Origin of the sequence: Piscinibacter sp. (assembly GCF_050175855.1) — a bacterium.
In the GTDB taxonomy this organism is placed as follows: domain Bacteria; phylum Pseudomonadota; class Gammaproteobacteria; order Burkholderiales; family Burkholderiaceae_C; genus Piscinibacter.
In genome coordinates, this window is the sequence record NZ_JBFXIO010000411.1 from 1 (window position 1) to 4,219 (window position 4,219).

Genomic DNA, 4,219 nt, shown 5'->3' on the forward strand with positions numbered 1-4,219 from the left:
TGGAGGGCGGGCCGGTGATGCTGTCGTGGCGCGACGTGGACGATGCCGGCGACAGCGCCGCCTGGGGCTACACCGTGGTGGTCCACGAGTTCGCGCATGTGCTCGACATGCGCGACGGCGCCGCCGATGGCGTGCCGCTGCTGCCCGACCGCGCCTCCCGCGAGCGCTGGCTGGCGGTGCTCGAGCCGCAATGGAACGACTTCTGCCAGCGCGTGGACGCCGGCGAGGAGACGCTGATCGATCCCTACGGCGCCGAGGCCATCGACGAATTCTTCGCCGTCGCCTCGGAGCTCTTTTTCGTCGACGCGGGCTCCATGCGCCGGGAGCACCCGGCGCTGTACGACCTGCTCGCCGGCTACTACCGGCAGGACCCGGCGACCAGCGCCGGCTGAATTCAGGCCGTCGCCGGCTCAGCCTTCGGCTTGTCGCTCTTCTTCGGCGGCGTGATGTCGAGCACCGGCTTGCCGTCGGCGTCGATGTCCACCCTCAGCCGGCCGCCGTCGACCAGGCGGCCGAACAGCAGCTCGTCGGCCAGCGCGCGCCGGATCGTGTCCTGGATCAGCCGTTGCATCGGGCGTGCGCCCATCAGCGGGTCGAACCCGGTCTTGGCCAGGTGCCTGCGCAGGCCATCGGTGAAGGTGACCTCCACCTTCTTCTCGGCCAGCTGGCTCTCGAGCTGCAGCAGGAACTTGTCGACCACGCGCAGGATTATCTCCTCGTCGAGCGCGCGGAACGAGACGATCGCGTCGAGCCGGTTGCGGAACTCCGGCGTGAACAGGCGCTTGATGTCGCCCATCTCGTCGCCGGCCTGGCGCGAGCTGGTGAAGCCGATGGTCGACTTCTGCATCGTCTCGGCGCCTGCGTTCGTCGTCATGATGATGATGACGTTGCGGAAGTCGGCCTTGCGCCCGTTGTTGTCGGTCAGCGTGCCGTGGTCCATCACCTGCAGCAGCACGTTGAAGACGTCGGGGTGCGCCTTCTCGATCTCGTCGAGCAGCAGCACCGCGTGCGGCTTCTTGCTGATCGCCTCGGTCAGCAGGCCGCCCTGGTCGAAGCCGACGTAGCCCGGAGGCGCGCCGATCAGGCGGCTCACCGCATGGCGCTCCATGTACTCCGACATGTCGAAGCGGATCAGCTCGATGCCGAGGATGTAGGCCAGCTGCTTGGCGACCTCGGTCTTGCCGACGCCGGTGGGGCCGCTGAAGAGGAAGGAGCCGATCGGCTTGTCCGGCCGGCCCAGGCCCGAGCGCGCCATCTTGATGGCCGAGGCCAGCGCCTCGATGGCCGGTTCCTGACCGAACACCACGCTGTTCAGATCGCGGTCCAGGCTCTTGAGCTTGCCGCGGTCGTCGCTGGAGACGCTGGTCGGCGGGATGCGCGCGATCTTGGCGACGATGTCCTCGACCTCGGCGCGCGTGATGGTCTTCTTCTGCTTGCTCTTGGGCAGGATGCGCTGCGCCGCGCCGGCTTCGTCGATCACGTCGATCGCCTTGTCGGGCAGGTGGCGGTCGTTGATGTACTTGGCCGATAGCTCGGCGGCGGCCTGCAACGCGCCGAGCGCGTACTTGACGCTGTGGTGCTCCTCGAAGCGCGACTTCAGGCCCTTGAGGATCTCCACGGTCTGCTCGACCGAGGGCTCGACCACATCGATCTTCTGGAAGCGCCGCGACAGCGCAGCGTCCTTCTCGAAGATGCCTCGGTACTCGGTGAAGGTGGTCGCGCCGATGCACTTCATCGACCCGGAGCTCAGCGCCGGCTTGAGCAGGTTGCTGGCGTCGAGCGTGCCGCCCGAGGCCGCACCCGCACCGATCAGCGTGTGGATCTCGTCGATGAAGAGGATCGCGTTGGGCTGGTCCTTCAAGTGCTTGAGCACGCCCTTCAGGCGCTGCTCGAAGTCACCGCGGTACTTGGTGCCGGCCAGCAGCGCGCCCATGTCGAGTGCGTAGACCACCGAGTGCGACAGCACCTCGGGCACGTCGCCCTGGGTGATGCGCCAGGCCAGGCCCTCGGCGATGGCGGTCTTGCCGACCCCCGCCTCGCCGACCAGCAGCGGGTTGTTCTTCCGCCGGCGGCACAGGATCTGGATCACGCGCTCGACCTCGTGCTCGCGGCCGATCAGCGGGTCGATCTTGCCGTCGCGGGCGAGCTGGTTGAGGTTCTGGGTGAACTGGTCGATCGGCGAACCCTTGCCTTCGCCTTCTTCCTTCTCGCCCTCGTTACCGCCGCTGCTGCCCTCGCTGGGCTTGCTCGGCTCGGGCGGATCGCTCTTCTTGATGCCATGGGCGATGAAATTGACCACGTCCAGCCGCGTCACGCCCTGCTGGTGCAGGTAGTACACGGCATGGGAGTCCTTCTCGCCGAAGATCGCGACCAGCACGTTGGCGCCGGTGACTTCCTTCTTGCCGCTCCCGGTGGACTGCACGTGCATGATCGCGCGTTGGATCACGCGCTGGAAACCTAGCGTCGGCTGGGTGTCGACCTCCTCGGTGCCACCGACCGTGGGCGTGTTTTCCTTGATGAAACCGGCCAGGCTCTTGCGCAGGTCGTCCATGTTGGCCGAACACGCGCGCAGCACCTCGGCGGCCGAGGGGTTGTCGAGCAGTGCCAGCAGCAGGTGCTCCACGGTGATGAACTCATGGCGCTGCTGGCGCGCCTCGACGAACGCCATGTGCAGGCTGACTTCGAGTTCCTGGGCAATCATGCGGCCTCCATAATGCACTGCAACGGGTGGCCGCCGCGACGCGCAGCGGCCAGTACCAGTTCTACCTTGGTCGCGGCCACGTCCTTGGTATAGACGCCGCAGACACCGCGACCCTCATGGTGAATCTTCAACATGATCTGGGTCGCGGTTTCGAGGTCGCGCTTGAAATACTCCTGCAGCACCATGACGACAAACTCCATCGGCGTGTAGTCGTCATTGAGCATCACCACCTGGTACATCCGCGGCGGCTGCGTTCGCTGCGTCTTGCGCTCGACGACGACCGCGCCCTGCCCGTCATCGGGCTTGCCTGTACCCGGGGGCACAGGGGGCTGCGGCGGTGTTTCGTCTGGCATGAAACCATTCTATCGAGTTGGCCGCGGACCCGGTCACTCGGCTGGATATTGCGCTTCGCCGGTGGATCACAAGTGCGCGAAATGACGGTTCAAGACCCCGCTGTTCGGTGCCGCGGGCGTTGGGGCGGTCGCGCGGCTTGCGTTGCTTCCTTGACACGCGAGCGAGCAGCGCTCGAAAATTGCCGATCGATTGAGGAGAGCGACATGCCGATCGGCACCGTGAAATGGTTCAACGACGCCAAGGGTTTCGGGTTCATCGAACCCGAAGGCGGCGGCGACGACGTCTTCGCCCATTTTTCGGCCATCCAGATGGACGGCTTCCGCACCCTCAAGCAGGGCGGCAAGGTCAGCTACGAGCTGGTGCAGGGCCCCAAGGGTCAGCTGGCGCAGAACATCCAGCCGGTCGACGCCGCGGGCGCCACCCGCCGGGCGCCCGACACCGCCGAGTCCGAGCGCTGAGTCTCTGCTGCCACGAAAGAAAAGGGCCCGCGATGCGGGCCCTTTTCTTTTCGTCGCAGGCGGCGCTGCCGCCGCCTTCACATGTGGTCGATCATGACCTGGCCGAAGCCGGAGCACGACACCTGCGTCGCGCCTTCCATCAGGCGGGCGAAGTCGTAGGTGACCTTCTTGGAGGCGATCGCCTTCTCCATCGAGCTGATGATCAGGTCGGCCGCCTCGGTCCAGCCCATGTGGCGCAGCATCATCTCGGCCGAGAGGATCTCGGAGCCCGGGTTGACGTAGTCCTTGCCGGCGTACTTCGGTGCCGTGCCGTGGGTGGCCTCGAAGCAAGCCACCGAGTCGGACAGGTTCGCGCCCGGCGCGATGCCGATGCCGCCGACCTGCGCCGCCAGCGCGTCGGAGATGTAGTCGCCGTTGAGGTTCAGCGTGGCGATCACCGAATACTCTGCCGGGCGAAGCAGGATCTGCTGCAGGAATGCGTCGGCGATCGAGTCCTTGACGACGATGTCCTTGCCGGTCTTGGGGTTCTTGAACTTGCACCACGGGCCGCCGTCGATCAGCTCGGCGCCGAACTCGTTGCGCGCCAGGGCGTAGGCCCAGTCGCGGAAGCCGCCCTCGGTGAACTTCATGATGTTGCCCTTGTGCACGATGGTCACGCTGGGCTTGTCGTTGTCGATGGCGTACTGGATCGCCTTGCGCACCAGGC

5 protein-coding genes are annotated in these 4,219 nt (G+C 66.2%); 2 read left to right on the forward strand and 3 right to left on the reverse strand.

Annotation, left to right across the window (positions count from 1 at the left end):
• A partial coding sequence (locus tag AB7U92_RS22710) for a zinc-dependent peptidase (protein ID WP_428582376.1) occupies positions 1–392 on the forward strand: 392 nt, incomplete at its 5' end.
• A 2-nt stretch (positions 393–394) separates the two neighbouring features.
• Here AB7U92_RS22710 and clpA read toward each other — a convergent pair.
• Positions 395–2,701, reverse strand: a complete 2,307-nt coding sequence (clpA, locus tag AB7U92_RS22715) for an ATP-dependent Clp protease ATP-binding subunit ClpA (protein ID WP_428582378.1) — start codon at positions 2,699–2,701, stop codon at positions 395–397.
• On the reverse strand, positions 2,698–3,054 hold the full coding sequence (gene clpS / locus AB7U92_RS22720; protein ID WP_428582380.1) for an ATP-dependent Clp protease adapter ClpS: 357 nt from the start codon (positions 3,052–3,054) through the stop codon (positions 2,698–2,700). The genes clpA and clpS overlap by 4 nt, the downstream gene beginning before the upstream one ends.
• Before the next feature lie 204 nt (positions 3,055–3,258).
• Between clpS and AB7U92_RS22725 the strand changes: the two genes are divergently transcribed.
• On the forward strand, positions 3,259–3,513 hold the full coding sequence (locus AB7U92_RS22725) for a cold shock domain-containing protein (protein WP_428582382.1): 255 nt from the start codon (positions 3,259–3,261) through the stop codon (positions 3,511–3,513).
• Positions 3,514–3,590: 77 nt separating this feature from the next.
• On the opposite strand, the gene AB7U92_RS22730 is transcribed toward AB7U92_RS22725, so the two are convergent.
• The coding region (locus tag AB7U92_RS22730; RefSeq protein ID WP_428582384.1) for an isocitrate/isopropylmalate family dehydrogenase at positions 3,591–4,219 on the reverse strand (629 nt) is incomplete at its 5' end.

What these genes read in the sequence shown, in the direction of transcription:
- AB7U92_RS22725 (WP_428582382.1), top strand. Translation starts at nt 3,259, where the DNA reads ATGCCGATCGGCACCGTGAAATGGTTCAACGACGCCAAGGGTTTCGGG.
- clpA (WP_428582378.1), bottom strand. Translation starts at nt 2,701, where the DNA reads ATGATTGCCCAGGAACTCGAAGTCAGCCTGCACATGGCGTTCGTCGAG.
- clpS (WP_428582380.1), bottom strand. Translation starts at nt 3,054, where the DNA reads ATGCCAGACGAAACACCGCCGCAGCCCCCTGTGCCCCCGGGTACAGGC.